Origin of the sequence: Bacillus vallismortis (assembly GCF_040784915.1) — a bacterium.
Lineage (GTDB): Bacteria > Bacillota > Bacilli > Bacillales > Bacillaceae > Bacillus > Bacillus subtilis_G.
Map to the genome: position 1 here is coordinate 2,449,984 of NZ_CP160797.1, position 24,230 is coordinate 2,474,213.

Annotated in this window: 27 protein-coding genes, 2 pseudogenes and 2 riboswitches; of the genes and pseudogenes, 4 read left to right on the forward strand and 25 right to left on the reverse strand. The window is 42.7% G+C overall.

Translation table 11 applies throughout. The features are described 5' to 3' along the window. Positions 1-17: 17 nt before the first annotated feature. A complete protein-coding gene (gene fmnP / locus ABZM97_RS11820; protein ID WP_087990569.1) occupies positions 18-590 on the reverse strand; it encodes a riboflavin transporter FmnP in 573 nt (190 codons plus the stop codon). A gap of 151 nt (positions 591-741) precedes the next feature. Further along, positions 742-877: riboswitch (FMN riboswitch) on the reverse strand. 206 nt (positions 878-1,083) lie between these two features. Here fmnP and serA point away from each other — a divergent pair. Further along, positions 1,084-2,661, forward strand: coding sequence for a phosphoglycerate dehydrogenase (gene serA / locus ABZM97_RS11825; RefSeq protein WP_087990570.1), 1,578 nt, complete (start codon positions 1,084-1,086; stop codon positions 2,659-2,661). A gap of 42 nt (positions 2,662-2,703) precedes the next feature. On the opposite strand, the gene aroD is transcribed toward serA, so the two are convergent. The 15 genes from aroD to scpA form a co-directional block, all read right to left on the reverse strand. Beyond that, positions 2,704-3,471, reverse strand: a complete 768-nt coding sequence (gene aroD / locus ABZM97_RS11830) for a type I 3-dehydroquinate dehydratase (RefSeq protein ID WP_087990571.1) — start codon at positions 3,469-3,471, stop codon at positions 2,704-2,706. Positions 3,472-3,580: 109 nt separating this feature from the next. Beyond that, on the reverse strand, positions 3,581-4,687 hold the full coding sequence (locus ABZM97_RS11835) for a GerMN domain-containing protein (RefSeq protein WP_202327358.1): 1,107 nt from the start codon (positions 4,685-4,687) through the stop codon (positions 3,581-3,583). Continuing rightward, positions 4,623-5,207: an RNA polymerase sigma factor SigX gene (gene sigX / locus ABZM97_RS11840; protein ID WP_202327357.1), complete on the reverse strand. Its 585-nt coding sequence runs from the start codon at positions 5,205-5,207 to the stop codon at positions 4,623-4,625. The genes ABZM97_RS11835 and sigX overlap by 65 nt, the downstream gene beginning before the upstream one ends. Before the next feature lie 204 nt (positions 5,208-5,411). Further along, positions 5,412-7,181 (reverse strand): sensor histidine kinase ResE, encoded by a 1,770-nt coding sequence (resE, locus tag ABZM97_RS11845; RefSeq protein ID WP_087990573.1) that lies wholly within the window; start codon positions 7,179-7,181, stop codon positions 5,412-5,414. Continuing rightward, positions 7,178-7,900: a DNA-binding response regulator ResD gene (gene resD / locus ABZM97_RS11850; RefSeq protein WP_087990574.1), complete on the reverse strand. Its 723-nt coding sequence runs from the start codon at positions 7,898-7,900 to the stop codon at positions 7,178-7,180. Before resD ends, resE begins: the two co-directional genes overlap by 4 nt. An 81-nt stretch (positions 7,901-7,981) precedes the next feature. Further along, positions 7,982-9,157: a cytochrome c biogenesis protein ResC gene (gene resC / locus ABZM97_RS11855; protein WP_087990575.1), complete on the reverse strand. Its 1,176-nt coding sequence runs from the start codon at positions 9,155-9,157 to the stop codon at positions 7,982-7,984. A gap of 37 nt (positions 9,158-9,194) precedes the next feature. Continuing rightward, positions 9,195-10,805 (reverse strand): cytochrome c biogenesis protein ResB, encoded by a 1,611-nt coding sequence (resB, locus tag ABZM97_RS11860; RefSeq protein WP_087990576.1) that lies wholly within the window; start codon positions 10,803-10,805, stop codon positions 9,195-9,197. Further along, positions 10,802-11,341 carry a thiol-disulfide oxidoreductase ResA gene (gene resA / locus ABZM97_RS11865; protein WP_087990577.1) on the reverse strand — a complete coding sequence of 180 codons (540 nt, stop codon included), beginning with the start codon at positions 11,339-11,341 and terminating at the stop codon, positions 10,802-10,804. The genes resB and resA overlap by 4 nt, the downstream gene beginning before the upstream one ends. A gap of 94 nt (positions 11,342-11,435) precedes the next feature. Continuing rightward, on the reverse strand, positions 11,436-12,170 hold the full coding sequence (gene rluB, locus ABZM97_RS11870) for a 23S rRNA pseudouridine(2605) synthase RluB (protein ID WP_367386859.1): 735 nt from the start codon (positions 12,168-12,170) through the stop codon (positions 11,436-11,438). 91 nt (positions 12,171-12,261) lie between these two features. Then, the gene (spmB, locus tag ABZM97_RS11875; RefSeq protein WP_087990579.1) at positions 12,262-12,798 is read right to left on the reverse strand and encodes a spore maturation protein SpmB; all 537 of its coding nucleotides are present in this window, start codon (positions 12,796-12,798) and stop codon (positions 12,262-12,264) included. Between the two features lie 4 nt (positions 12,799-12,802). Continuing rightward, complete coding sequence (gene spmA / locus ABZM97_RS11880; protein ID WP_024121904.1) at positions 12,803-13,393, reverse strand: spore maturation protein SpmA; 591 nt, start codon at positions 13,391-13,393, stop codon at positions 12,803-12,805. Continuing rightward, positions 13,381-14,529 carry a D-alanyl-D-alanine carboxypeptidase family protein gene (locus ABZM97_RS11885; protein ID WP_367386860.1) on the reverse strand — a complete coding sequence of 383 codons (1,149 nt, stop codon included), beginning with the start codon at positions 14,527-14,529 and terminating at the stop codon, positions 13,381-13,383. Before ABZM97_RS11885 ends, spmA begins: the two co-directional genes overlap by 13 nt. Positions 14,530-14,651: 122 nt before the next feature. Further along, positions 14,652-15,191, reverse strand: coding sequence for a YpuI family protein (locus ABZM97_RS11890; RefSeq protein WP_087990581.1), 540 nt, complete (start codon positions 15,189-15,191; stop codon positions 14,652-14,654). A gap of 55 nt (positions 15,192-15,246) precedes the next feature. Next, positions 15,247-15,840 (reverse strand): SMC-Scp complex subunit ScpB, encoded by a 594-nt coding sequence (gene scpB, locus ABZM97_RS11895; protein WP_087990582.1) that lies wholly within the window; start codon positions 15,838-15,840, stop codon positions 15,247-15,249. Continuing rightward, positions 15,830-16,585 carry a segregation/condensation protein A gene (gene scpA, locus ABZM97_RS11900; protein ID WP_202327346.1) on the reverse strand — a complete coding sequence of 252 codons (756 nt, stop codon included), beginning with the start codon at positions 16,583-16,585 and terminating at the stop codon, positions 15,830-15,832. The genes scpB and scpA overlap by 11 nt, the downstream gene beginning before the upstream one ends. Before the next feature lie 273 nt (positions 16,586-16,858). On the opposite strand from scpA, the gene ABZM97_RS11905 reads away from it, so the two are divergent. Continuing rightward, positions 16,859-17,383, forward strand: coding sequence for a DUF309 domain-containing protein (locus ABZM97_RS11905; protein ID WP_202327340.1), 525 nt, complete (start codon positions 16,859-16,861; stop codon positions 17,381-17,383). 13 nt (positions 17,384-17,396) lie between these two features. Here the strand turns inward: ABZM97_RS11905 and ribT are convergent, their stop codons facing one another. The 8 genes from ribT to ABZM97_RS11945 all read right to left on the reverse strand — a co-directional run bounded on the left by ribT (position 17,397) and on the right by ABZM97_RS11945 (position 23,214). Next, entirely contained in the window at positions 17,397-17,771 is a 375-nt protein-coding gene (gene ribT / locus ABZM97_RS11910; protein ID WP_087990585.1) for a GNAT family N-acetyltransferase RibT, read from the reverse strand. A 113-nt stretch (positions 17,772-17,884) separates the two neighbouring features. Continuing rightward, the gene (ribH, locus tag ABZM97_RS11915; protein ID WP_202327339.1) at positions 17,885-18,349 is read right to left on the reverse strand and encodes a 6,7-dimethyl-8-ribityllumazine synthase; all 465 of its coding nucleotides are present in this window, start codon (positions 18,347-18,349) and stop codon (positions 17,885-17,887) included. A gap of 32 nt (positions 18,350-18,381) precedes the next feature. Continuing rightward, positions 18,382-19,578: a bifunctional 3,4-dihydroxy-2-butanone-4-phosphate synthase/GTP cyclohydrolase II gene (locus ABZM97_RS11920; RefSeq protein WP_087990586.1), complete on the reverse strand. Its 1,197-nt coding sequence runs from the start codon at positions 19,576-19,578 to the stop codon at positions 18,382-18,384. Between the two features lie 14 nt (positions 19,579-19,592). Beyond that, entirely contained in the window at positions 19,593-20,240 is a 648-nt protein-coding gene (ribE, locus tag ABZM97_RS11925; protein WP_367386861.1) for a riboflavin synthase subunit alpha, read from the reverse strand. A 10-nt stretch (positions 20,241-20,250) separates the two neighbouring features. Further along, a complete protein-coding gene (gene ribD, locus ABZM97_RS11930; RefSeq protein ID WP_087990588.1) occupies positions 20,251-21,336 on the reverse strand; it encodes a bifunctional diaminohydroxyphosphoribosylaminopyrimidine deaminase/5-amino-6-(5-phosphoribosylamino)uracil reductase RibD in 1,086 nt (361 codons plus the stop codon). A gap of 130 nt (positions 21,337-21,466) precedes the next feature. After that, positions 21,467-21,611, reverse strand: a riboswitch (FMN riboswitch). A 119-nt stretch (positions 21,612-21,730) separates the two neighbouring features. After that, positions 21,731-22,075, reverse strand: a complete 345-nt coding sequence (locus ABZM97_RS11935) for a hypothetical protein (RefSeq protein ID WP_087990589.1) — start codon at positions 22,073-22,075, stop codon at positions 21,731-21,733. A 232-nt stretch (positions 22,076-22,307) separates the two neighbouring features. Continuing rightward, positions 22,308-22,862 (reverse strand): signal peptidase I sipS, encoded by a 555-nt coding sequence (sipS, locus tag ABZM97_RS11940; RefSeq protein ID WP_202327336.1) that lies wholly within the window; start codon positions 22,860-22,862, stop codon positions 22,308-22,310. A gap of 94 nt (positions 22,863-22,956) precedes the next feature. Further along, positions 22,957-23,214: a hypothetical protein gene (locus tag ABZM97_RS11945; protein ID WP_202327334.1), complete on the reverse strand. Its 258-nt coding sequence runs from the start codon at positions 23,212-23,214 to the stop codon at positions 22,957-22,959. Positions 23,215-23,229: 15 nt separating this feature from the next. Between ABZM97_RS11945 and ABZM97_RS11950 the strand changes: the two are divergent. Beyond that, a pseudogene (locus ABZM97_RS11950) lies at positions 23,230-23,467 on the forward strand (hypothetical protein). On the opposite strand, the gene ABZM97_RS11955 reads toward ABZM97_RS11950, so the two are convergent. Then, positions 23,410-23,616, reverse strand: coding sequence for a zinc ribbon domain-containing protein (locus ABZM97_RS11955; RefSeq protein WP_087990592.1), 207 nt, complete (start codon positions 23,614-23,616; stop codon positions 23,410-23,412). The pseudogene ABZM97_RS11950 and the gene ABZM97_RS11955 sit on opposite strands and share 58 nt — an antisense overlap. A 299-nt stretch (positions 23,617-23,915) precedes the next feature. On the opposite strand from ABZM97_RS11955, the pseudogene ABZM97_RS11960 reads away from it, so the two are divergent. Further along, positions 23,916-24,123: pseudogene (locus tag ABZM97_RS11960) on the forward strand (spore germination protein). Positions 24,124-24,230: the final 107 nt, after the last annotated feature.

Sequence of the window (24,230 nt, forward strand, 5' to 3'; positions counted from 1 at the left end):
CGGGAGCTTTTTATATTTTAATGGATATGAGCGCTTCGCTGCTGTTCAATCCATGGCTTCAACTTGATGAAAATAAGTGAGAAAACAATCGTAATCACAATGCCTTTTATGATGTTAAACGGCAGAATACCAGCGACGACGGCTGTTTTCAGCGCGCTGTCGGATAATGCCGGCGAATGTAAAAACCACGTGTAAGCCGGAAGAATCAGTACATAATTTAAAATACTCATCAAAACGGTCATCGCTGCAGTTCCCAGAAGCAGACTGACAGCCATCCCCTTTGCTGAGCTCAGCTTTTTAAATAAGAAAGCAGTCGGCAAGATAAAGAGTGTTCCTGCGATAAAATTCGCAGTCTGCCCGACAGGAACTCCGGCCATGCTTCCCTGAATAATATATTGAAGAACGTTTTTTATCGCTTCGACGGCAATTCCCGCCAAAGGACCGTAAATCAGAATGGCAATAATAGCGGGCACGTCGCTAAAATCAATTTTCAAATAATCCGGAAGCCCCGGAAACGGGAAATTTAACAGCATCAAAACAAATGCAATGCTGCTCAGCATACTGATCACAACTAATTTTTTCACTTTCACTTCACTCTCTCCTTTTCGATCACATCTTACTCGAAAACGGAAAGGTTCTTTTCCAGCCAATAAAAAAACCGCTTCATCTAAAAAGCGGGGTTTCGAAAATTAGGCTAGGCAAAGAAACGTTTGAGAAATAAATTTCAAAACGCTTATGAACCTCCATCTTCTCCCATCCAGACTGTACTGTCGGCTCCGGAATCTCACCGAATCCTGCTGTAAAAAACAGCTCGCGGGCTTAGAGCCATCGGCTCATCACCGCCGGTAGGGAATTTCACCCTGCCCCGAAGATTGATCATATGAATTTAGTTCCATTATAAACGATAACTTGTTGCCTGTATAGAGAATTGCTTCAAATTATAAATAATACCCAAAAGCTGTGAAAACATTGATTTTCAAGCTTTCCTTTTACCCTTTACTGCGTCAATACACGTTGACACTCTATTGAGAATATGTTAAATTATCAGATATTTAGTTTGTCAATTTAGGAGGAAATCTAACGATGTTTCGAGTATTGGTCTCAGACAAAATGAGCAACGACGGCTTACAGCCACTTATTGAATCAGACTTTATTGAAATCGTTCAAAAAAACGCAGCAGAAGCAGAGGATGAATTACATACTTTCGATGCTCTTTTGGTGCGAAGCGCAACAAAAGTAACAGAAGACCTTTTCAACAAAATGACTTCTTTAAAAATTGTCGGAAGAGCCGGTGTCGGTGTAGATAATATCGATATTGACGAGGCGACTAAACACGGCGTCATCGTAATTAACGCTCCAAACGGCAACACCATTTCGACAGCTGAGCATACATTTGCGATGATCTCTTCTTTAATGAGACACATTCCTCAGGCTAATATCTCCGTGAAATCCAGAGAGTGGAACCGCACGGCTTATGTCGGTTCAGAGCTTTACGGGAAAACGCTTGGGATTGTTGGATTAGGCCGCATTGGAAGCGAAATCGCACAGCGTGCGAGAGCGTTCGGTATGACCGTTCACGTTTTTGATCCTTTCTTAACTGAAGATAGAGCGAAAAAAATCGGTGTAAACAGCCGTACATTTGAAGAAGTTCTTGAAAGCGCAGATATTATTACTGTTCACACACCTTTAACAAAAGAAACAAAAGGCTTGTTGAATAAAGAAACGATTGCAAAAATGAAAAAAGGTGTTCGCTTAATTAACTGCGCACGAGGCGGTATTATCGATGAAGCTGCACTTCTCGAAGCTTTGGAAAGCGGGCATGTTGCCGGAGCGGCGCTTGACGTTTTTGAAGTTGAACCGCCTGTTGACAATAAACTCGTTGATCATCCATTAGTCATTGCAACTCCTCACTTGGGAGCATCGACTAAAGAAGCACAGCTGAATGTCGCGGCTCAAGTCTCAGAAGAAGTTCTGCAGTTCGCAAAAGGTCTTCCTGTCATGTCAGCTATCAACCTGCCAGCCATGACAAAAGATGAATTCGCTAAGATTAAGCCTTACCATCAAATCGCAGGAAAAATTGGCAGCCTAGTATCCCAATGCATGAAAGAGCCGGTACAGGATGTTGCCATTCAGTATGAAGGCACAATTGCTAAACTTGAAACATCGTTCATTACAAAAAGCCTTCTGTCAGGCTTTTTAAAACCGCGCGTTGACTCAACTGTTAACGAAGTCAATGCCGGCGGTGTCGCAAAAGAACGCGGCATCAGCTTCAGTGAAAAAATTTCCTCTTCTGAATCTGGATACGATAACTGCATCAGCGTAAAAGTAACGGGAGACCGCAGCACCTTTACTGTGACGGCTACGTATATCCCTCATTTCGGAGAACGTATTGTCGAGATCAACGGCTTTAATATCGATTTTTATCCGACAGGTCACTTGGTATATATCCAGCATCAGGATACAACAGGTGTCATCGGCCGAGTAGGACGTATTCTCGGAGATAACGATATTAACATTGCAACCATGCAGGTTGGCCGTAAAGAAAAAGGCGGAGAAGCCATCATGATGCTTTCCTTTGACAGACATTTGGAAGATAAAATCGTGAAGGAACTAACAGAAGTTCCCGATATTGTATCTGTTAAGCTCATTGATCTTCCATAAATCAAAAAAACTCAAGCTATATAGCTTGAGTTTTTTATTGTTTTATTTTCGTATGTTTTTGTGCAAAATGTCTAAGACACTCCTCAGCTCAGAAACAGGTATTTGACCAGGTGCCGAGGCCTCTTCTCCGGCGCCAAAAGTACAAGCTGATCCAAAAACCTCGCCGCTCAGTCTGCTGATCAGTCCTGTTGCAGCCATGGACATTGTAATGATTGGACGGTTTGCATATTTTGTTTTCATTGTATACGTTGCATCAAGCAGCGTTAAGAGATCTCCTGTATCATTCGGCATGACAGCCATTTTTGGAATATGCGCCCCTAAATCCTGCATTTTTCGAAGTCTCGAAAGAATTTCATCTTTCGCAGGCGTTTTCTCAAAATCATGATTTGACATCACCACATAGACATTATGTTCTTCTGCCAGCGATACTAACGCTTTCACATTTGCATCTCCTGAAAATAATTCAATGTCAATAAGATCGATGTCTTTTGTCTGGACTGCCGCTTCCAGCAAGGCAATATATGAGCTTTCATCCATTTCCATACTGCCGCCTTCTTTATGGGTTCTGAAGGTAAATAGAAACAGCTTGTCAGCTACAGACTCCCGAAGCTTAGAAATCATCTGTGTGACAGCTTCTTTGTCGTTTGCTTTTTCAAATAGGTCGACTCGCCACTCCACAATGTCCGGATCCAGTAATTTTACAGCTTCTGCTTCGTTCAAAATTTGTTTTTCCGTTTTTCCCATCAACGGAATGATGATTTTCGGCATCCCTTCTCCGATGGAAACTCCTTTGATTGTTAACACGTTCACTCATCTCAAATCCTTTCAATCGTTACCTTGTTTTATTATACACGCACAACTATTTTTTGAAAATTTCTATTATATGAAAGGCAACTAAAAAAGACCCTGAGGGCCACTTTTAGTTTAAAGAGATGGGGTTTGGAGCAGCAGGTACCGGAATAGCACCTGATACGTCATACCTGCCGATTTTTTTTGTTCTGGTTTCCGTAAAGGTCACCTTTGTAAAACCAAATTCCTTTGCTGTTAAAAGAAGTCCTTCAAGCATTAAGATACCAGCAATAGAATCGTCAACTTTTGAGTCTTTTGAGAAGTGGATATATAAGTGTTTCTTTTTCTTCGTTACAGATTTGACAGCTCCCGCTTGAAAAAGAGGTGTTGTATCTTGTTGGTTGCTCGATTCCATTTCCTTAATCGCTTCTTTTACCGTATCAAATGTTTTTTCTGATGGTACGAGAAAGTCTTGTCCTTGTTTATTTCGGTACAAGTAGTAGGCTCTTTTCGACTGTTTGGGAATCGAAATTTCCGTAAAAGTGCCATATGAGCCAATACGGATGCCACCATCGTTTTGATCCGATAAAAATTTGATTTTTTCATAAGGACTCCATTTTAAAGATTCTTTCAGCAATTTTTTTAACAGTGTATCATCTTTTACAGAAAAATCCTGAACCGGCTGATGGACTCGTATACTTAATTCCTTCTGGTTTGGTTTTTCCTTTACCTCTATTTCATCTATGAAGGATGGGATCGTAATGGCATGATCCAAAATACCCAGTTCACTACTTTCAAACAACATCTCCTGTATCGTTTGGTCTTCGTTTGTTTTTTTGATGCTAAGAGGTATAATAGCGGATGTTTCGGCATCAGCAATCGCTACAGTGATGTAATTGTTCTGTTCCTTTTCAGAAACAACATACGATGTCTGATCCAGGGATGATGCAGCCTTTGGGCTGTCTGCTGTCTCAGTTTTCGTCACAGCGTTCTCTTGGGACGCTTCTTTTTGTTGAGGTTGTGCCTGATCAAAAAATTGAGGAGAAATAATGAAGGCGATATAAACCGCAATTGCAGTGGCACACGCGGGGCCAATCCACCTAACAGCTGGCTTTTTTTTGATTTTTGCCATCGTCAGCCGCTTGTAAATATCTTGGGGCGAACGATGGTCTTTAACTGCCGGAAGTTGACTTAACAACTCCTTTATCTGCTCTTCGTTCCAATCTGACTTCATCATCCATTAGCTCCTCCCTCAAAAGCTCCATATGTTTCCGAAGTACTTTGAGCCCTCTGTGTTGGGTCGTTTTGACTTTGCTTTCCGAGAAGCGCAGAGCATTGGCTGTTTCCTGTATTGAATATCCCTGAATAAACCGCAAGATAATCACAGCTCTTTGATCGATCGTACATTGATCAAGCGCAGCATAAATTTCCCGGACATTTTCATTTTGAACCGCAAGTTCATCCGGAAGCAATTGCTGATCTCTGACATCCTGTGTATCCCAATCAAATGTGCCGAGTATACGCTGTCTGATCGTCTGCTGTTTACGGAACCAGTCTATCGCAACATGGCGCGCGACAGACAAAAGCCATGTTTTTTCACTGCTTCTTCCTTCAAACGTATGATAAGAATGTAATACCCGGATATAAACCTCCTGAAGAAGATCTTCAGCCTGGTTTTTATCCTTTACCATATAAAATAAAAACTGGTATAAATCTTGATGATAAGTATCATATAACAATTGAAAGGTTTCTTCCATTTGAAACCCCTCCGTTCACTTTTTTGTCGTATTAATAGCTTGAAAAGTTACATTACAACTATATTACGAGAAACTGGAATTTGGAAGGGAATTTATATTAACATATCCTTAAATTTTATTAATATTGGCTTTTAAAAAAACACCCGCTAAGATCAGCGGGTGTTTCTTATGGAACAAGATTCTTCGGCAAATTCAGACTCGATTTTATGGTTTTGTCGGAATATAAAATGTAAATGTCGTTCCTTTATCCATTCGGCTGTGCACCGTAATTGACCCGTTGTGGGCCTCCACGATATTTTTAACAATAGCCAGCCCAAGTCCGGTTCCTGCTCTGCCTCTAGTCCTCGCTTTATCTGCCTTATAGAACCGCTCAAAGATAAAAGGGAGATCTTCTTCCGGTATACCGGATCCAGAGTCTTTGATATCGATTTTCAATCCATCCTTCACAGAATGGACTTCAATAGAAACACTGCCGCCGGATGAAGTATGCCGCAGCGCGTTATCGACCAAATTGGTAAATACCTGCTCCATCTTGTCTTCATCAAACATAAATTCCTCTTCTATGAGAGAAACGTCTTGATGTAAAGCGATATTTTTTTCTTTAGCAACGCCGGAAAATTTCCGGATGATCTTCTCTAAAAATTCATTAACATTGATTTTTTCATAATGCAAGCCTGTATGGCCTGATTCCATTCGGGCTAAATCAAGCAGATCGTTGACTAAGCGGCCCATTCGCAGCGATTCATCATAAATGATTTGAGCAATTTCTTTTCGGTCTTCTTCAGAGCTTGCAATGTCATCGACAATCGCTTCACTGTATCCCTGAAGCATGGAAATCGGTGTTCTCAACTCATGACTGACATTTGCGATAAAATCCTCACGCAGCTTATCAAGGCGTCGTTCTTCCGTCATATCGCGCAGCACGGCAACCGCTCCTCTGACGTGCGCTTCCGCATAAAGCGGCGACATCAAAAGCACCCATGATCTGCCTTGCAGCGTCATTTCTATCATTTGTTCTTTTTCGGTGCTGACAGCGTTTTGGAACAGCTCTTTTGCTTCAGGCGGAAGATTATCCCCTTCTTTAATATTCATGTTCTGCTCATAATACCAAGCTTGAAGAAAACGTTCAGCCGGCGGGTTTGTCACAAGAATCGTACCGTCAATATTAATGGTAATGACCCCGTCAGCCATACTGCTCAAAATATTAGAAAGCTGCTCTTTTTCTTGATTGAGCGCATTAATATGAAAGTTAAGCTGCCGCCCCATTTGATTAAAAGCAGTTGCCAGTTCACCGATTTCATCCTGAGTTAAAATTGGGATTTTTGTATCAAACTTGCCCTTAGCCAAGTCCTGTGCGCCCTCTCTCATTTTTCGAAGCGGATACGTGACCCTGCTTGATAAGAAGAAAGCGAAAAACGTGGTCAGTACAATCGCAATCCCCGCGGCCAGAAAAATATAGCGGGTCGTGTGTTTTGTTGTATCTTTAACGGCAAGCAAAGACTGGGATAAAAAGACCATGCCTTTCTTTCCGTCTTTTTCATACGGGACACCTACAATCAGACGCTCATTATCCGTGTCTGTATCGCTCAGCCCCGATCGTTTGCTTACTTTTTTATGATCTTGGAGAGCTTGATTTAAGTCATTGTCATGCTGTATTTGCTCAACCGTAATAGACGACAGGCGATTTTTATCATTCGGAGAATACCAATACTGGTTCTCATCTTGAATGATTGCAATGCTTGTTAAGTTATCAGCGAGCTCCCAAGTGATTGATCTTGCCAGCGCCTGGTCCTCGTGATTTTCTAAGATGACAGCAACTTTATTCGCAAGCTGTGTTAAATCATTCTCGGCTTCTTCCACATGGTAATTTTCAATAAACTCCAACAAAAGAACCGTTAAAATAAATAATACGATCAAAACGAGTGAAAGGATCGTAAACCACAGCTTGCCTACTACGCTTTTCCAAAATTTCATTCAGCGCCTACCTCAAATTTATAGCCTACACCCCATACGGTGACAATTTTTTTCGCAGCTTCCGGGGATACCTTGTTCAGCTTCTCTCTCAGGCGTTTAACATGAGTGTCCACTGTCCGCAGATCACCAAAAAACTCATATTGCCACACTTCTTTGAGAAGCTTTTCCCGATCATACACTTTGTCAGGAGTTTTCGCTAAGAAGTGTAGGAGCTCATACTCTTTCGGCGTTAGGCTTACTTCTGTTCCCTCAGCCGTTACGCGGTGGGCATCATGGTCAATGGACAGATGTGAAAACACAAGCACATTTTTCGTCGGTGTATTGGCGTTGATATAAGAGGTTTGGGATGCTCTTCTCAAAAGGGCCTTTACCCGCAGCACGACTTCTCTCGGGCTGAACGGCTTGACAATATAATCATCTGTTCCCGCTTCAAACCCCTGCACCCGATTTGTTTCTTCTCCTTTTGCGGTCAGCATGATGATTGGTGTCGCTTTTTTTTCCCGAAGTTGCCGGCACACTTCAATTCCATCAGTCCCCGGCATCATCAGATCAAGCAAAATCAAGTCATAATTGGCTTCAAGTCCTTTGGCAATGGCTTCATCACCATTTTCCGCTTCGTCTATGACATAATTTTCACGTTCCAGATACATTCTTAAAAGGCGGCGAATTCTGGCTTCGTCATCAACTACTAATATTTTGGTTTCGTTCGTTTGGTCCATCGTTTTCCCCCTGCTTTCCTTCTGTTACTTTCATTTTATCAAATCGTGAGAAAGTTTGAGAACTGTGTCGCTTTCTTAGGACTAAGCATAAGAATGAAGTCCGGCAAGCACTAGATTTACGAATATTAAATTAAACATAATAATAGCAAAACCAATTACGGCCAGCCATGCTGACTTCTCACCGTGCCAGCCTCTTGACAGTCTTAAATGCAAATACGCGGCATAAAACAAAAAGGTGATCAGCGCCCATACTTCCTTCGGGTCCCAGCCCCAAAATCTGGTCCATGCGAGCTGAGCCCAAATCATTGCAAAGATCAGCGCGCCGAGCGTAAAGATCGGAAACCCGATTGATACGGCCCTGTACCCAACCTCATCCACCAGATCAAGATTGACGTTTTTCACAAGCGGATGTAAAAGGGCACTGATTCTTTTTCTGATAATCAGACGAAGCGCGCCGTACAAAACCAGCCCTGCGCCAAATGACCAAATGACAGTGTTCACCTTTCTGCCTGAGAAAAGAGCAGGAAGCTCAACAAGCGGCTCCATTTTTTCCTCGGTCAAAAGCTCTCCCTGATGCGGGCCGACAAGCGCAGGCATTTCGTACACCATCACGCTTTTTTCCTTATTTTTATCCACCCAGTTGAACTCCGCCTCATAGCCTGCAAGACGAAATGCTGATGTGATCAAAATAAAAGCGACGGTTGTGACGAGGATAAACATAATCGCTTCAAGCCAGAAGGTTTTTTTGCTGCGTTTTGTCTGGTCTACATGCTTCAAAAGAAAGATGACACCTGCGACAAAGCTGATGGCAAGTATAGCTTGCCCAAGCGCGGCCGTTGTTACGTGAATATACAGCCAATTGCTCTGCAGGGACGGAATTAATGGCGAGATATCCGTCGGAAACATGCTGGCGTATGCAATCAGCAATAAAGCGATTGACAGCGTAAACAAGCCTAATGAAGGCAATCTATAGATAAAATAAAGAATAATAAACGCTAAAACGAGCATCATGCCAAACGCGGTGGTGAATTCAAACATATTGCTGACAGGCGCATGGCCGCTGGCAGCCCACCTTGTGCTGAAATATCCAAGGTGGCAAAGAAAACCGATAATAGAAAGAGTGATTCCAATGTTTGCCCATCGGTTTGGCTTGCCCTTTTGATCTTTATTTCCTCGTATGGCCCCGCCGAAAATCGGGACAGCGATTAAATACACAAGAAAGGCCGCATAAAGAAAATTTCCGCTCAGCTCTGCCATGTCATCACTCCCTTTTCGCCTATTTCTGTGTTTTGATTCATTCTTTTTGGTCCGCCGGTTCAGTCAGTCCGGAATCAGCCAATACAAATGCTAAATCCTTCTTAAGGCCATACCAGTTTTTATTGGTATGCGCCGCCACCATAACTGCCCCGCCCTGTGAGCGCAGCCAGATTCTTCGGTGCTGCCAGTACATTCCTTGAATGACACCGATCATAAAAATAGCTCCGCCGACGGCAAGCACCCAAAGTGTCAGATCCTTTCTGACTGTAAGTCCGGTAATGCTTTTCGTTTCGACATGGTCAAATTTCAGCTTGTATTTATTGCTGCCGGAGCCTTCGATTGTTTCTTGGATGGCGACAAAGCTCTTTTCACCCTTCGGTTTGTCCGGTGTTATGACATTAAAGACAAAAGCCGGATTGTTAGGGATCTTTGTTTTCGTGCTCGGTTCCCCGTCCTGATTAAAATAGAAGTCTGGCAGGTAGCTGGCTATTTCAATTTTGTAACCGTTGCCAAGATCATAAACCGAATCTGGATCCAAAAGGTTGATCTTCATGCTCCCAAAGGATTTTTTTGTTTTTTTGTCTATAAGCTGAAACACCATTTGATCAAGCTGATTCTCTTTATAATCCACCTGGTAAACGGAAAAAGAATCAAAACGCAGCGGCTGATTGACTCGGATATCCTCTTCTGATACTTTTTTCAGTTTTGGCTTCTCACCGTAAACAATTTTTCCTTCTCTCTTGTAGAGTACGGCATCTGTTTGAAAGTTCTTTGCCACTTTCCCGTCCCCGACTCTGTCAATGGCATCTGCGAATACCTTTTTTTCCGTTTTACTGTTATAGGTCTCTACGCTGAATTGATTGTTTTTTAAATAATATTTACCGTCTGTTCCCGGGATTGCCGCGGTCTCGCCTTCTCTGACCCAAAGCGTCTCATCAACGTACATGCCAGGCACAAATCTCAGCATCGCACCAATCAGAAAGATAATCAATCCAATGTGGTTGACATACGGGCCCCAGCGGGAAAAACGCCCTTTTTCGGCAAGGATGCTTCCCTCTTTTTCTCTGATTCTATAATGCTTTTTCTTTAAGAGAGCTACAACCTTTTCTTTTGCTTCCCCATCCAATCCAGTATCCGTTTCACTGAACAAGCGCTGCCTTCTTAAAAAAGCAGGACTCCTTTTGACACCTTGTTTCTTTAACGCCCTGTACAACGGAATGACCCGATCGAGGCTGCAAATCACGAGTGAAATGCCGATCGAGGCGATAAGCAGCAAATACCACCAAGAACCATATAAATGATGAAATCCGAGCAAATAATAAAGCTGACCAAATGTGCCGTACTGCTCTTTGTAATAAGTGTCAGCCTGTGCGCCCGGAGGCAAATAGGCTTCTTGGGGAAAAATGGTACCGAACGCTGATGCAGCAAGGGTTATCATGATAAGCCAGATTCCAACCTTAACCGAAGAAAAGAAATTCCAAATTTTATCAATAATTGTTTTGTTATAAGTTTGTGAACGCCTTGCGCTTCCGTCATATCTCATATCAGCAAGCGGAGGCTGAGTGACTTGGAGAGCTCTTCCGCACGATTCACATAGAACGGTTCCGACCGGGTTTACATGTCCGCATTCACATTTGACTTGCTTCATCCCGAAGTCTCTCCGGGTTTTATCAGATTCATATAATCATGGATCATGCTTTCTGTCATAGTGCCGGTCACCACCTTGACAACTTTTCCTTCCGGATTGATTAAAAAGGTTGTCGGAAGCGGAGATACGTCATAGGCATCAAGCACTTGGCGATCTGTATCCAGAACAACCGGGAAATTGACTCCGTAGGATTTCATAAAATTATGTACTGCTATCTTTGACTCCCCAACATTTACCGCGACAACTTCAATACCTTTGTCTTTAAAATGCTTATATTGGTTCGCCATATAAGGAAATTCTTTTTTGCACGGTTCACACCATGTACCCCAGAAATTCAAAAAAACACCTTTCCCTTTTAAATCACTGAGCTCGATACGCTTCCCATTCGTATCTTCAAGGACAAAATTCGGTGCGTCGGACCCTTCGGATATGCTCTCTTTGCCGGCAAATACAGCATTGTAAATCGTATAGCCAAGCGCGCAGATTAAAACGAGAAGGATGCCGGTCCGAATGAATAAACGCCTTTTTTTCTTCATTGTCCACTGCCCCCTTCCCCCTATTGCAGATCCATTCAATTATATCATTGCACATTCATTTCACATTTCTTACTTTTTGAAGGTTATGTGAAATTTAGAAAGCGTTTTTACCGTGCTCCGCCAGCGCTCTGAGTTTTTTGACTTCATGCGGCGTAAGTTCTCTGGCATCTCCCGTGTGCAAGCCTCGCAGGTTTAAAAACGCGTATTCTTCGCGCTTCAGCTTGATTACCTCATGCCCGATCGCTTCGAACATGCGGCGCACCTGTCTGTTGCGTCCTTCATGAATTGTCAGCTGAATAATGCTTGTCTGCTTTTTCTTATCCAAAGACAGAAGCTTCGCTTTAGCAGGCGCCGTTTTGCCTTCTTCCAGCATAATTCCGCGCTCCATCTTTCTGAGCAGCTCTTTAGGCGGAATGCCTTTCACCTTCGCCACGTATGTTTTGTCTATTTCATATTTAGGATGCATCAGCTTATTGGCAAACTCGCCGTCATTGGTTAAAAGCAAAAGACCGCTCGTATCATAATCCAAACGCCCGATCGGATAAATGCGCTGCGGGACTTCTTTAAAAAAGTCTGTCACGACTTTGCGTCCTTTGTCATCTTGGGCTGCAGAAATAACGCCTCTTGGTTTATATAAGAGAAAGTAAACCGGCTCCTCACGTTCAACCTTTAACCCGTTTACCTCAACCTGATCAGAACCGGTGACCTTAACACCAAGCTCTGTTACTACTTTGCCGTTCACCTTTACTTTTCCTTCTTTAATCAGCTCTTCTGCCTTTCTGCGCGATGCAAATCCGGCATGAGCAATCACTTTTTGCAGTCTTTCCATGTCTTTCACCTCAAGTATTATCTTACTTTTTTCGACCTGAACAAACAAGCTTTTTCAGACTGTATGCGCCCAATCTAAAAAAACGCCGTTTTCAGGCGCCCCCAAATAATAACGTAACGATGATGATAGATGCAACTACACCGATTAAATCAGCAAGAAGTCCCACCTTTAATGCATCACCCATTTTTTTAATGCCGACTGCCCCGAAGTACACAGTCAGCACATAAAGCGTTGTATCCGTTGACCCCTGCATAACGGATGCCAGTCTGCCAATGAAGGAGTCCGGCCCGTAAACTGCAATTATATCGGTTGTCATACCGAGTGCAGCCGTACCCGAGATCGGGCGGATCAGGGCAAGCGGAACCACCTCAGCGGGTATACCGATAGCGGAGAAAACCGGTTTTAATAGGTCCATTATAAAATCAAGCGCGCCTGATGATCTGAAAACAGTAATGGCGACAAGCATTCCGACTAAGTAGGGGATAATGGAAAAGGCGATCTCTATGCCTTCTTTTCCGCCTTCTACAAATGATTCATATGTGGGAACCTTTTTGATTGTTCCATAAAGAAGAATGCCGGCAATAATGATCGGAATCATGGCTAAAGACAGCCAATTAATGATTTCCATCCGCTCACCTTCCCTTCTTTTTGCGGCGGTAATAAAAATACCTGTCAATGATAATGGCGCCGATTCCAGAAATGAGGGTCGCCAAAATACTTGGTCCGACGATATCTGTCGGTGTTTTGGAGGAATAAGCCATTCGGACAGCGATTACGGTTGTCGGAATGAGAGTGATGCAGGACGTATTGACAGCTAAAAAAGTAATCATCGACCGGCTTGCTTCCGATCGGTTTCCATTCAGCTTTTTCATTTGCTCCATTGCTTTAATGCCCAGCGGAGTTGCCGCATTCCCAAGGCCGAAGAAGTTCGCCATGAGATTAGATAAAATGTAGCCCATCGCCGGGTGATCCGGAGGGATATCCGGGAACAGCTTAGATATAAAAGGCCTGCACATCCGGCTGAAAATATCCAAAAGCCCTGACTGCTCGGCTATTTTCATTAAGCCAAGCCAGAAAACAAGCACGCTCATCAGCCCGAATGAGATCGTAACGGCTTCCTTTGCCCCCTTAAACACAGCTTCATTTACATCTTGCAAGGTTCCGTTGCACATCGCAAAAACAAGTCCGATCACAGTTAAGCTGACCCATATTATATTGACCATTTTGCCCCGCCAGCCGCATTCAGAAAGATTGATTTGAACGTTTCAAAAAATTGTTTCTTCGGTTTTTGATTTCGTTCATTTTCATAATAGATCGGCACTTTTGCGATGGTTTCATCGTTAAACATGATCTTCATGTGCCCTACGATGTCGGGAATCTTTGAGGCGTCTTTTTCCCATGCTTTTTTCGGTTTAAGCAGCGTGGTTTGAATGTTGACCTCTTCTTTTTCCTCTTCGGTTAACAAATAGGTGATGTCCCGTTTAATAAAAGCCTTAGATTCATAAAATGTGCCATTCAGCTTTGGAATGTCCCCTTTTTTCGCGATTAAATAGGTTTGATAATGATTAAACACATAGTTAAACATTTTCATATGATCATCCCAATCGTCAGGATCATTGATGGTCACGGCTATCAGGTCAATGCTATCCTTTGTGGCTGTTGAGACCAGTGTCCGTTTTGCAAGTTTTGTATAGCCTGTTTTCCCTCCTGTGCTGTATCGATAAAGCATCGTCAGCAGTTTATTTTTGTTTTTCCAAACGCTTTCCATCGTTTCTGCTCTGTATACTTTTGTGCCTGAAATTTTTTGATAGTCTTTCAGCTTCATAGCGTATTTGGTTAAAATGGCCATATCAAAGGCTGTTGAATAATGGTTTTTGTGGTCGTCCAATCCGTGCGGGTTTTGAAAACGGGTATTCTCCATACCAAGCTGCTCGGCTTTTTGATTCATCATATAAACAAATCCATCAAGACTTCCGCCGACATGTTCAGCAATCGCAACAGCGGCGTCGTTTCCTGATCTCAGCATGAGGCCGTACACAAGATCTTTTAGTTTCACTTTTTGGCCTTCTGTTAAATAAATGGCAGAGCCTTCTGTTCTGACAGCATTTGCCGAAACCGTCACCGTTTCATCCATTTTGCCGGATTCGATGGCGAGAACAGCCGTCATGATTTTTGTGATGCTTGCAATCCGCCTTTTTTCATGCTCGCTCTTGGCAAATAACACTCTGCCTGATGCTCCATCAATGACAATCGCACTTTTTGCACTGACATCTATAGCAGCATGTGCTGTATTCACATTTACATTTGCAAAAAGAAAAGAAATTATAACCATGAATACTGCGTTTTTGAAAATGCGCATGTTTGCTCACGTCCTTGTGGTGGTTTGTACAAGTTTATGCGCATGTCCACCAGTTATGAATACCAATTATAGATCTGCAGGCAAACATAAAAAAACTCTCCCTGAAAAAGGGAGAGTAAACGTTATCTGATTGGCGCCATGCTTGATCCGGACGCTTCGTAATGAGCCAGCTCTTCTCTCATTCTCAGAAAGGCTGCGCTCAGCGGCAATAATAATTGCTCAAGCGACGCAGGAACAGCATGGTAAAACTCAATTGCGCTGACCCCGGTATAAGACGCCCGGCTATTTTCACACCACGTGTCCTTTTTGGGCATAAAGAACTCTTCAATGCATTGGTGATACACCTTGTAAAGTGTTTTTCCCGCTCTGGCTTCTTGAAAAGGCTCCTGCATCAGGAGACGGCGGCACGCTTCTGCGCCTCCTTCACAATATACTGTCATTCTTCTCAGAGTGCTCAGCACATCACAGCAGTATCCTTTCTCAATAGGCAATTCAGCCTGCAAGGACGCAAGCGTTGTTTGGTTTAGGTAATCGTTAACAGTATTGACAACCATTGATAAGAATTCGTCTGTTTTTTGAGTCTGCGCTCGCACAATCGAATGTCTCATTTCGTTTGGTATCTTCCCCTCATGTCTTTGTCTCTCACATTTTGCTTCTTTCATAATAGCTTCTTTCCTTATATCTTATGTTGATGAAAAATCGCGATTCATTAAACATCTATTTTATATCTTCGAAGGTTTGGTTAAAGTTTTCAAAAAATAAATCTGCTTCTTCTTGAAGAACGTCTTCTTCCGCATTTTCAGGCAGCGGCGGAAGCTCGTCCAGCGTTTTCAAACCGAATTGTTCAAGAAAAGTCGGCGTGGTGCCGTATAATATGGCCCGTCCCGGACCGTCAGCCCGTCCAACTTCACACAATAAAGCCTTCGCAACGAGGCTATGTAAAATCCGCTCTGATTTCACGCCTCTGATTTCTTCAATTTCTGCTCTGGTAATCGGCTGTTTATAAGAAACAATGGCCAGCACTTCTAATGAAGCTTGAGAAAGGCCCTTTGACGGCACTTCTATTAGTTTTTTCAAATACGGCGCAAAGGCTTTTTTGGTAGAGAGCATGTACGTATCTGCATATGTAATAAGTTCAATGCCCCTTGCATCCCCGCGGTATTCTTCCGCCACATCCGCCATGATAGTATTCAGTTCAGGCTCTTCGATTTCAAGCACTGTTAACAGCTGCTTTTTTGTGAGCCCTTCATCGCCTGCCGCATAAAGAAGGGCTTCCACTATAGCTTTCCAATTCACGATATCAAGCCCCATGAATGGATTCACTCCCCGTAATGTAAATATCTGAAAAATTGTGCTCCTGTTCAATGAGAATCCGCTGATTCTTCATCAGCTCGAGAACAGCTAGAAAAGTTACAACCAAATGGTCTTTTTGCTCATACGGAAACAGCTCCATAAAGTTGATTCTCGTTCCTCTTGATTTCAGGCTGTGCACGATTTCGTTCATTCTGTCTTCGATTGGTATTTCTTGTCTGGTAATTGTTGTTTCCATCGGTTTTGTTATTTTTTTGCGTTTCAGCACTTTTTGAAAAGCCCCGATCATGTCATAGACCGTGACTGAGAGCTTTTGCTCAGACTGTTTGACTTCTTTTGCATATTCACTCAAATCACTCGGCGGTTTCGTGAACGATTTTTGTCTTTCTTCTTCCCGTTCTTTTAAATCCTTCGCCGCATCTTTATATTTTCTATACTCAATCAGCTTTTCAATCAGTTCCTCCCGCGGATCCTCTTCTTCAAGTAATTCATCTTCAAAAAGCTCCTCCTCTTGCTTCGGGAGCAGCATTCTGCTTTTAATGCTGAGCAGCGTGGCAGCCATGACCAAATACTCGCTGGCAATATCGAGCTCAAGCACACGCATCGTATGTACATATAATAAATATTGTTCAGTGATCTTTGCCACAGGGATATCATATATGTCAATTTCAAGACGATTGATTAAATGAAGCAGCAGGTCCAATGGGCCCTCAAACGTATCAATTTTCACTTGATATTCTTCCATCATCTCACCATTTTCAAGTATCACTCTCATTGCCGGTTAAACTGGCTATCCTTTAGTATAAGGCACCAAAAAGCTCTCGTCCAATACTATTTCATTTCCTGTTTTGAAGCTATTTGTACTGAATATTCAAAACAATAAAGGAGTTGCGAGAAAGGCCCCCGCGGCGGTTTCCCTTTCAATTGTCGTGATAAACAAAAAATCAATCAGGGCTGAGCGTTTTTTTCTTTTATTCTTCCTATGTTACACTGAAAGCAGATTAAAGGAGGAAGCATCGTGTACCCGAAAGCTTATATCGATTATCTCGTTGAGTTTCACGCAACACGGGATTATTTTGAATGCCATGAAATTTTAGAAGAATATTGGAAGGAAGACCCTCCAAATCAACGAAAAATGTATTGGGTCGGCTTTATTCAGCTTGCGGTTGCTTTGTATCATCATAGAAGGCAGAATACAGCCGGTGCAAAAAGACTGATGGCGAACAGCATCCGGATTCTTCAAGCCGAAAAACAAGCGGTCGAAGACTTGGGACTTGATCATAGCCGTTTACTCGAGCTTATGCAGTCGGTTTACGAACAAATCGAAATGGGATCTTCCTATAAAAGCATCATGCTGCCGATCAAAGATGAGAAGCTGGAGGAAACATGCCGCATTGAATGTCAGAAAACAGAGTACACATGGGGGCAGCCCAGCACAATCACCGACACATTTCTTATTGACAAGCACCGTTTGCGGGATCGGACTGAGGTCATCCTTGAGCGTGAAAAAGAGATAGAACGGAGAAAAAAAAGCAGAGGCTGATGACAGCCTCTGCTTAATTATTGTATGAAATGTCTTGATCCTGCTGATCTTGACAACGTTCGAAAAAGCTCTGCGTTAATTCATTCGGAACCAGTATCTGCGTTTTGAATAAATGCTTTAAAGCATCCATCATCTGTTTTCCGATTCCTTGATGGCGATGAGAAGGATTCACACTGATATGCCGGATTTCAACCTCGGAATCCTTTTTTTCGACTCCGATTGCTCCGACGATATCCTCGTCCTCTTTCCAAAGAAAGAGCTGGCGGTCTGTATCCGTTTCGTAGTCCTTAATTGTCTGCTGAAGCTGCTTAAGGTCTTTTTCATTCGGCATGAACGAAAGAAGCCCCATCGCAATCTTTTCAAACGATTTTTTATAACGAATTAACATAAAAACCCCTCTATATCCAAAATGTCCAGTCTGGCTATTAACGGATACGAATAGGTGATCCGTTTTCTCACATTATATCATTTTCGCCATATTTTTAAACTGTTTTCAACAAATTATTCAAATGAGCGGTTTAAATTTGCCATTTCTATGGCAGAAACAGCGCAATCTACACCTTTGTTGCCTGCTTTCGTGCCGGCACGCTCAATTGCCTGCTCAATGTTTTCAGTGGTGACAATGCCAAAGATGACAGGTACGCCTGTCGTGTTTGCTGTTTGCGCGATGCCTTTTGCAGCTTCATTGCAAACATAATCATAATGTGTCGTTGCACCTCTGATAACAGTGCCCAATGTGATAATCGCGTCATATTTTTTTGTTTCCGCCATTTTTTTGGCGGCAAACGGTATTTCAAATGCGCCTGGAACCCAAGCCACATCAATATCATTTGTGTCTACGCCGTGTCTGAGCAACGCATCTTCTGCACCGCTTAGCAGCTTGCTTGTAATAAAATCATTAAATCTTCCTACTACGATTCCGATTTTAAGACCTGTACCAACTAAGTTTCCTTGTATGATATTCATATGATTCCCATCCTTTTTTGTGATATTTGTGATTAGAAATGAAGCAAATGACCCAGTTTATTCATTTTGGTTTGTAAATATTTTGTATTGTGCTCTTTTGCCTCCATTTGAAGGGGCACTCTTTCTGAAATGCTGAGTCCATAGCCTTCAAGACCGGCGATTTTTCGCGGATTATTCGTCAGAAGCTTCATATTCCGCACACCGAGATCGCGTAACATTTGTGCCCCGATGCCATAGTTGCGAAGGTCCGGCAAGAACCCGAGAGCTTCGTTGGCTTCTACGGTATCATAGCCTTGTTCCTGAAGCTTATAAGCTTTTAATTTATTGATTAAACCGATGCCTCGGCCTTCTTGGCGCAAATACAAGAGCACTCCCCGCCCTTCTGCGGCAATTTGCGTCAGCGCGGCGTGCAGCTGCGGGCCACAGTCACAGCGATGAGACCCAAACACGTCACCTGTGAGACATTCAGAATGAACCCGGACCAATACCGGTTCTTCACCGAACGGCACGTCTCCCATCACAAATGCGACATGCTCTTTTCCGTCTACCTCGTTTGTGTATCCGTAAATCTTGAATGTGCCAAAATCAGTGGGCAGCGTAATGTCGACTTCGCGCTCGACAAGTGTTGTCAGGTTGTAACGGTATTGAATTAAATCTTTAATGGTGATCATTTTTAATTGATGCTTTTTCGCTATTTCAATGAGCTCAGGCACTCTTGCCATCGTTCCGTCTTCATTCATAATTTCACAAATGACGCCGGCTCCTTGGGATCCGCAGGCTTCAGCAAGGTCAACAGCAGCTTCTGTATGGCCTGCTCTTTTCAGGACACCTCCTTTTTTCGCAATGAGCGGAAAAATGTGCCCCGGACGCTGAAAATCAGACGGCACGGATTTGCTGTCCAGCAATGCTTGAACGGTAAAAGATCTTTCTTGAGCACTGATACCCGTTTTCGTTTTGCGGTGGTCAATGCTTACCGTAAATGCAGTATGATGAGAATCTGTATTGTGCTCAACCATTGGGTGAAGATCAAGCTTGTCCGCGATTTCCTCACTAAGCGGCGTGCAAATCAGTCCTCTTCCGTGGGTCGCCATAAAGTTAATGACTTCTGGGGTTGCATGCTCGGCAAGAGCGACAAAGTCTCCTTCATTTTCTCTGTCTTCATCATCTACAACGATGATGACTTCGCCTTTTTTTAAAGCGTCTAGCGCTTCTTCTATTAGATGAAACATGCGAATCTTCCTCTCTAAAAGCCGTTTTCGCTTAAGAAGGCTTTTGTAATGGTTTGTTGGGTCTTATTTTCATTGGCTTTATGCAAAAATCGATACATATATTTTCCGATCATATCGCACTCGATATTCACTGTAGAGCCGATTGTTTTTTCTGAAAAAATCGTTTCGCTGATGGTATGCGGTATTAAAGAAATCGTCACTTTATCTTCCGACAGGCCGAATATGGTCAAGCTTACACCATCCACGGTAATGGATCCCTTTAAAACCAATGTTTTTGTTAAAGACGGGTCCATCTTTAAATCATAGTAAACAGCGTTAGATTTCTCTTCAATTCGTGCAATTTCAGCAGTTCCGTCGACATGTCCGGAGACGAAATGGCCTCCGAATCGGCCGTTTGCCGCCATCGCTCTTTCTAGATTTACTTTGCTTCCTTTTGATAATTCATTCAGTGATGTCGCTTTGACTGTTTCAGGCATTACGTCTACTGTGAATTGATTTTTTGTAAAATCGGTGACAGTCAGGCAAATGCCGTTCACCGCAATGCTGTCGCCCAGATGAACATCCTCTAATATCTTTGAGCATTTAATTGTTAAGGCCATTGAATGCCCTGCTTTTTTCATCGATTCGATTGTGCCTGTTTCTTCTATAATTCCTGTAAACATGGTCACCATCCTACTCGTTTATCGGTTTTGCCGTCAGTTTGATATCACGGCCGATTTGGGTTATATCAGTGAATTGCAATAAGGGGACATCTTTCATTGATTGAAAACCTTCACCGGAGATTAAGCTGGGAGCATGCGTTCCTCCGATTAGTTTGGGGGCAAAATAGAAGATGATTTCTTGAAAACAGCCTTCTTGGACAAAGCTTCCGTGAACAGCAGAACCGCCTTCCACATACACAGACATAATGCCTTCTTCTGCAAGGATTTTCAGAACATCAGGAACTTGAATGTGATCTGTTTCAAACGTATATATCTTCACTCCCAAAGCTGAAAGCCGTTTTTTCTTTTCCTCGTCTGCGCGTGCCGTTGTGAAAATCCATGTCGGCGCTTCCTGATCGCAAATCACTCGGGCGTCCTCAGGAATCGAGAGTTCGGTGTCAAGGATTACCCGAACCGGCTGTTTGGCCACATTCGGCAGCCTGCAGGTTAAACTCGGATCGTCGGCTTTCACGGTGCCAACTCCGACTAAAATGCTTTGGTTTGTTTTCCTGTATTGCTGAGCATCCTGTCTTGCAGCCTCTGACGTGATCCATTTGCTCTCGCCCGTGCTGGTGGCTGTCTTTCCGTCAAGGCTGGCGGCAGCTTTTAGTGTGACGTAAGGGAGGCCTGTCCTCATGAAGTGCAGGAATTTTTCATTCAGCTTCTCCGCCTGGTCTGCCAAGATGCCTTCCTTTACTTCAATACCGGCTTCTTCAATCATGTTGACTCCTCTTCCAGCCACAAGCGGATTAGGGTCTCTCATCGCCACAAACACTCTTTTGATTCCAGAGTTGATAATCAGCTCTGCACATGGCGGTGTTTTTCCGTAATGGCTGCACGGTTCGAGTGTCACGTAAATATCAGCACCCTTTGCGTGGGAGCCGGCCATATGGATGGCATGAACTTCTGCATGAGCTTCCCCATATTTTAAATGGGCGCCCATTCCGACAATTTGTCCGTCTTTTACCACAACAGCGCCGACGAGCGGATTAGAATCGGTCTGTCCTTCGCCCTGCTTCGCAAGATCTAATGCCAGCTTCATATAATACTCTTCCATTTATTTCCCTCCCCTCTTTTATTGATTTACCGTCAAAAAAGCCCCGAATTTATGAAAAATCCGGGGCTTTAGGTATTTTACGCAATAAGAAATAACACTATGCATTTTTGAACCATTTGCATAGCGGCTCATCATCCTTCTCCCATCCAGACTCTCACTGTCGGCTTCAGCTTAAACTGAATCCACCGCGCGCTGATGCACACGGGTCACGGGCTCTAAAGCGCATTCGCTTTACTACCGCCGGTCGGGATTTCCACCCTGCCCCGAAGGATACAATCTTTATTCATTTGTCCTTATTGGCTATTATAGCGATCCTTCTTAAAGTACGCAATGAAATAAACTTACAATTTGAGAAAACAAAACATCACCCTTCAATCCGAAAGGTGATGTTTTGTTAATCATTCACTTTGGCAACTTTAATTAATCCGTCGATCCGCTTTGATTTGCTGAAGTATGCCTTAATCTTGTCGCCTTCTTCTATATCAGACAAATCCTGATTTAATTTCTTTCCATTGAAGATGATTTTCGTACCGTTTTCGGCTTCTCCATGATATTCAGAGCCGTCAATTTCCGTCACTTTATATTCCTGAATGGTGTATTCCTCTTCTTCCGAGGACAAGGTTTGTCCAATTGCTGTCGGAACATCCTTCAGCTCAACGCCATTTATGTACATATAACCGCCTGCAAGTAGAAGCAAAAGCACTAACAGAATGGTAATCTTGGTTTTTATTCTTCCCATTTTTAAACCTCCAGCCGATATGAATCTATTCATTCATATGAGTTATTCCACTTTTTCATGAATAAAAAACCGTCATTTCTCGTAAATTATTAATATAACGATGCATAACGAGAATATGTTTCACCTTTCTGCAATTTCTTTTCTATAGTTATACGAATTTATGTTCTGGTTTTGGGGGATGAATATAAAAAAGAAATAAAAAAAGCAGCCCCTGTTCGGAAGCTGCTCGATCCTAATTTGTTTTACGCATTTCGTTAAATGGGAAGAAAACAAACTTTGACGTGCCGGCAATTTGTTTTTTTGTGAAGAGGCCAAGCCCGTTTCGGCTGTCCATTGAGTTCCGCCGATTATCCCCCATCACAAAATACTTGTCATCAGGCACTTTCACCGGGCCGAAATCATCGGTCAGATGGTCATAATTGTCCTGTTTTGCTCTCTTTTTATTAGCTGCCAAATAAGGCTCGGCCACCTTTTTCCCATTGATATAAAGCTGGTCGTTCTTCATTTCAACCGTATCTCCAGGCAGGCCGATAATCCGCTTGACATAGTGGACATCATCCCCGTTTAATACGACGATGTCTCCTCTATCAAACTCACCGATGTACTTGATTGTCATGTTGACAAAGACTCTTTCCCGGTTATGAAGTGTTGGATACATAGAGTCACCGTCAACGACATACGGCGCAAAAATAAAATGGCGGATGAGCAAAGCGAGAACGACAGCAATCACAATTGCTTTTGCCCATTCTAACATTGTTTTTTTCTTCGAAACATTTTCTGATTTCAACTGATTTCCTCCAATAAACAACGGTCTTCAAATTTATGTTATCACGAATCGAAAAGAAATCCTATCAGGACCATTGACATGATTTTATACTCTATTAATCTTCATCTTCTACCCAAATCATGCCTAACTTTTTCTTGTCAGCCACAACCAGCCCTGCATCAAATGTCGCTTGGGAAATTGGAGTCCAGCTGCTTAGTTCAACATAACCGGACTGAACAACAACATCAGCATTTGTATAATACGTAGGCACATCCGCAAAGTAATCAAAAAAATAATCGCATAATTCAGAAGCAATGGACTTGGATGAAAGAGTGAACTCGTATGCTAAATCTTTAGATAGGATATAAGTCATGAGGTGACGGGCAGTCTGTTCATCTACTGCATTCCATTGATCGCCAAGTTCATGATACCCATAGCACTTGACAAAATGATTCACGTCATGAAGGGTACTGGAATGTTTACGGCAGCCTATTTCACAGGTGATATAACCGGCATCCCGTTTGGCTTTCAGGATGTGTTTAAAATCATTGAAGCTCGAAAACATGGATCAGCCTCCAAAAAACAAATCCAATATGTTGCCGGCTGTTGAGGATTCTTTATTATAAAACTCTGAATATCCGCAATTCTTGCAGTACACCACTAGAAAACGGTTATGCTGCACGTCAAACAACTTTGACAATCCCGTGCCGGTTGTGGCGATTTCTTTTTGGCCTGCTTCAGAGCTTCCGCATTTTATACAGCCTTTGTTGTTCATAACGCCAAACTCCTTTTCATCACATTACGTTTGTTTTTGATTTATTTTACTACAAAATACCATTTTTTTGAACGATGTAACTTTAAAGTTTTCTTAATTTTACATATAACTCCACACAAAAAATCCCAGTATGCAAGCTTGAATTGGAAGCGAATACGCATGACTCGCTAAACAAGATGCAATGCACCTTTGCACGACATCATATAAAAGTTAATTATTTTTACCAATAAGTTTACGCTTAACGCCTCTAGCACTAATACATATAAAAAATAGAATAATATGAAAGGAGACTCGATAGTGTGATTGTTTATCCTATCAATATAAACAACATTTCCGGAAACAGCGTAGTGAACGTAGGCGGCGCTTTTATGATCAGGCCATTAACTGTGTCCAAATCTGTGTCTGGTTCCGGCGGCTCGAATACGGGAATTGTTATTGAAAACAACTTTGTAAGCCAAACTAATTAACCATCAATTTACTGATCAGAACGTGACCAAAATATTTTAATTACATTTCATCATGAAGCGAAAGGCGGGGAAACACTCGCCGCAATGTCTTCACTTCAACCTAATCAAGCCTGTTTGTTTTTACAGCCTCCAGCACTCGGGCGGTTT